Below are 4786 nucleotides of genomic sequence, written 5' to 3'. Positions count from 1 at the left end.
ACTCGAGTCTATAATCTAATCTCTAGCTTCTCGCTTCTTAAAGAAATCCCTCAGCTCCTTAGTTATTCAAAATCCCCCTTTCGACATCCGCCCTCCAAAAACCGCCTCCCTCAAACCTCAGTGATGATGAAACCTTCTTCCAAAATGGTTTTGGTTCGGACAAAACACAGGTTGGATACTATGGTCAAGGGGCCCTTTTTCCAGGGGGCGAAGCCGCGCATTGGTATAATTTCCTTCCTTCGCAAAGAAGGGACTGTAGATTGCAGCAGTTCTCATACGCGCTCTTTGGTCAAAAGTGAAGCTATTGCTTTTTTGTATGTAATCCATTATGTTGACTGATATAAAAGTTTCTTCCTGACAATTAAGCATAAAATTACTTGTACTCACAAAAAGACTGTTTGTGGCGTCAATTAAATGGGTTTCCGTATCAGGACAATAGTCTCCGTCAATACATTGAAATCCATTGGTATTTTGGTCAAATGTATGGTACAATGCCAACATATGCCCTATTTCATGGGCTAAAGTATTATTGTTTGGCTCTCCCATTGCATTATCAGACATGACTGTAACGTAGGGATAGTGTAAAACATAATCATTATCAATAGTAAAAATACCTGGTAAGTCTATGTCCTTCACAAAAGGTAAATATGCATAACCTCCCAATCGGTCCATTCTTCCTACAAAAACATTCACATATTTCCTTGGATCCCACATTCTTTGGAAAAGATAAATTCTTTCTTCTTCGGTAGATTCTCCAAATGTCTGACCACCACTTGAATATCGGTTGATTCCACGCTGAGAAAGCAAATTCCCAGCTTCATCCCTATCAGCCAAGTAAAACTCCATGTGTATATTAACCGCATTACTACTTTTGGGCATAAAGGGATCGAGTTCAAATTGATTGGCAAAAGCCAAATTCAACTTCTCCATTTCAAAATCAATGACTGATTTTGTGATATTTTTATTGAGGTTATCCAAAACATGAAAAACAATGGGCACCCTGATTTTAGGTAAAACCTGATCTTGTCTTGAAATGATTTGTACCGAATTGCTTTTCTTACCGGATATTTCTGCATGTACCTGGACCATACCTGCTTTGGTAATGGGTACATTTCGAAAAGAATCTTGTTTCTTTCCATCCACCACCAAACTCGCAGGAATAGAGAGTACCGACTCATCCATGCCAATCACCTCATAAGTAAAATCCAATTTGGAAGAACCGGCAACGGCATAAATGTTCCTTGTCCTTTCATCCAAGACCAGGTCTATGCGCTTGATATAGGTCATGGGATCAAATATTTCAAAATCCAAAAAATTACTTCTTACTTCAGCAACTTGCACACTTAACTTGAATCTCCCATCAGGAAAATTAGCAATATCCTTATCCAATAATTTAATCTCATTATATATGACTTGAAAAATTTCAGGATACTTTTTTAAATCGATCTTCATTGAATTTTTTAACTCAGCTTCTATTTTTATAAAATCTGTAATGAGCCCCTTTGTCTCTGCTTTATTGATTTGATTTACTCCCTCAATAAGAGTTATTTCTATTTCGGAAACCGCATCTTTAATTCTCAATACCTCTATTTGTATAGCATTACTTACAACCTCATTGATCGCTATTTTCAATTCCGTAACCTTTCCTAACTCAAAATCTTCGATTTCTAATTTTTTGTATGCTTTTCCATTTAGTAAAAATTCAAAATCAAAATCACTTTTCCCCACTTTCAATTTGGCGCCATTTACTAAGGTGAGTTCAAGCCCTAACAAATCTTCAAAATTCACCTCCTGCAATTCAGGAATAAGAATATTGGATTCCCCTAAATAATCAATAGCTATTTCGTTGATGGCATTTTCAATGGTTAAAACTTCCAATCCTACCACATTACTGAGCATGTCATTGATGCCTATTTGTACTTCGGTAGTTTCGCCTAAAGTCAGGTTATCAAACTTAAACGCTTCTACTTTACTGCCATTCAGAATAAATTCAAAATCGAAAAAATTCTCGTTGACAACCATCCTTTCCCCAGTTACAAGAAGGAGATTGATCCTGAATAAATCTTCAAAAGTCGGTTCATCCAATTCAGCAATCAAAATATTGGATTGTCCAATAAATTCCAGGTGGATTTCTTTAATCGCGTTGATAAGGGATAAAACCTGAATATTCAATTCATTGCTTAATAATTTTGGGTTATTGGGAACCTCAGCTTGGAGTATATAACTGGCCTCTTGGCTGAGGTCAATCTCTGCCTTATCTACCTCGATCCCGTTCAGAAAAAATTTCGGCCTGACCGTATTCCTGAAATTTACTTCTCCTTGTTTGGAAAAATACCTCAAGGCATACCTGATTTCAAAGGTACCGTCTTTCTTTAAAAACAGGGTATCATTGGAACTTAGCCTGACCTCTGTAATACTGTCCAACAAAAGGGCGCCTTCCTCAAAATTGTCCACCATACAGGCATTGAACAAGAGGCAATAGGAAAAGAAAATAAGGGTTATGCGGCTCTTCATATTTAAAATGCGATTATGAATGACATACTACGCAGCGTATTGCTTGAAACAGCATTGGGATAAAAATCCACCATGGCATTGTACAGCCTCAACTCTAACAAGGTCCGGTTGAGGTACATCCCGGCACCTACCACCCAACCAAATTGCAATTCATTAAAGTCCTCAAAGGAATAAGCAATATCCGTTTGGTTGATCTGGGTTTCTGACTTGGAAAAGAAATGGTACTGGGCATAGCCTCCGAGGGAGAGGGTGGGAGTGAACTTATTTTTACTTTTTAGCACCAAAGGGAAAAAATCCATTCCTCCCACATGATTGGTAAAGGCCGAAGTCAGGTCGATATTGTCTACCAAATACCGGTTTTGGAATTGCTGAAAAAGGTAATAAGGCTCCAGCCTCATGTTGTTATAGGGGCTGATTTTGATATTGAATACCGGCCCAAAGCTAAACCCCGCTTTGAAATCCCTGTCCACCTCAAAGAAGCCTAGGGAATTATTGGTGTTCAGGTAACTGGCATGGAAGCCAAACCTCCAATTCGTATTGGACTTTTTCTTTACTTCTTCCAGGGCAAGTGTATCTGCTTGTGAAAAAGCTGTGCCGCTTAGAGAAATGAAAACCAAAATCCTGAGTAAAAGCTTCATATTTAATCCTTTAAAAATTGAAACAGGATATTAATTTAAGAAGCTGCTACCGCTAAATGAATTATTTCAAACAAATATTATTCGTCTAATACCAAAAATACTACAAATGGGGTAGGGTATTTGGGGATTTTTAGAAGATTATTAATAGTTGATAGGGTTTTAGTTTTTGATAAGTGTCCAGGGTTGTCTTGGTTGTCGGCAAGTAAGAGCCAAGGCAAAAGCGATGTCCTGAGTTAGTCGAAGGGGTAAAAAGAACCAAGTGGGTTTGTTGGAACCTGAAGTTAAGGCTTTTTAAGAGGGCATTGAGAGTTCTCATGGTTGTCAGGTTGTCATGGTTAACCGGTTAAGCTTTAAACTTTAATCATTTAAACGCTTTTTGCTTAGGTAAAAGTAATTGTAAAAACTATAATCTGATTTTTTTAACCACAGAGAAACATAGGTTCACATAGTTTCCCCGGATATCAACCGCCTGATTTTAAAAACAAAGGTTGGGTGCTGCCTAACAATGTTTTCTATGATACTATGTGGCAAAATTTTTTAACCATGTAGTAACATAGGATCACATAGTTTTCCCCAGGATCAACCGCCTGATTTTAAAAACAAAGGTGGGTGCTGCCCAACTATGTTTTCTATGATACTATGTGGCAAAATTTTTAACCGTATAGTAACATAGGATCACATAGTTTTCCCAGGATCAACCGCCTGATTTAAAAACAAAGGTTGGGTGCTTCTTAACTATGTTTTCTATGATACTATGTGGCAGAATTTTTAACCACAGAGAAACATAGGTTCACATAGTTTCCCCGGATATCAACCGCCTAATTTTAAAACAAAGGTGAGTTGCTGTCCAACTATGTTTTCTATGATACTATGTGGCAAAATTTTTAACCACAACTTGTCCCGAATTCGGGAGAGATACATAGGTCCACATAGTTTCTCCGGGATCAAACGTTTTTCCTTTTTCCTTTTGCCTTTTGCCTTGGCTCTTTTTCCTACTTCATCAATACCAAAAAATAGGTATCGAAATACAAAATATATACTTCAAACAACACTTTATTATCAAAAATACCCCAAATGAGGTATTTTTTTCAAGCTAAGCTTTCCTGAACTTGCATAATGGGAGAGTGTTCTTTCGGTGAGTGTAGTAGAGGATTTTTAGAAATGAAGACAGGCTCCGGAAACCAATTTTGAACTTAAAATTTTCTGTTATGAAAAAACCACTACTCTTTATTCTTGCATTACTGCTGATGCTCTCAGCGAGGGCCCAGGACGGCTCCAATGACCTAAGCTTCAATGCCGATCAGATCAATTTAGGTGATGGTCCGAACAGTGCCGTTGAGACCACCGCTATCCAATCGGACGGGAAGATCATCATCGGGGGATTTTTCACCCAATACAACGGCGTGGCAAGAAACAGGATCGCCCGGCTGAATCCGGACGGTAGTCTCGATACAGATTTTAATCCCGGCACGGGGGCGAACAGTTTCGTTCGGACCACCGCTATCCAATCGGACGGGAAGATCATCATCGGGGGAAATTTCACCCAATACAACGGCGTGGCAAGAAACCGCCTCGCCCGGCTGAATCCGGACGGCAGCCTCGATACTTCCTTTAATCCCGGCACGGGGGCGAAC

General features: G+C 38.9%; 2 protein-coding genes and 1 pseudogene. 1 reads left to right on the top strand and 2 read right to left on the bottom strand.

Annotation, left to right across the window (positions count from 1 at the left end; genetic code table 11):
* Nucleotides 1–117: 117 nt before the first annotated feature.
* Both B879_RS20215 and B879_RS20210 read right to left on the bottom strand, forming a co-directional pair.
* Nucleotides 118–2514: a M43 family zinc metalloprotease gene (locus B879_RS20215; protein WP_009187091.1), complete on the bottom strand. Its 2397-nt coding sequence runs from the start codon at nt 2512–2514 to the stop codon at nt 118–120.
* Between the two features lie 2 nt (nt 2515–2516).
* Nucleotides 2517–3152, bottom strand: coding sequence for an outer membrane beta-barrel protein (locus B879_RS20210; protein WP_009187090.1), 636 nt, complete (start codon nt 3150–3152; stop codon nt 2517–2519).
* 1208 nt (nt 3153–4360) lie between these two features.
* Here B879_RS20210 and B879_RS20205 point away from each other — a divergent pair.
* Nucleotides 4361–4786 (top strand): annotated as a pseudogene (locus B879_RS20205) (delta-60 repeat domain-containing protein); the annotation flags it as partial.

Source organism: Cecembia lonarensis LW9 (assembly GCF_000298295.1).
Lineage (GTDB): Bacteria > Bacteroidota > Bacteroidia > Cytophagales > Cyclobacteriaceae > Cecembia > Cecembia lonarensis.
This window is presented reverse-complemented; position numbering and strand designations above follow the sequence as displayed.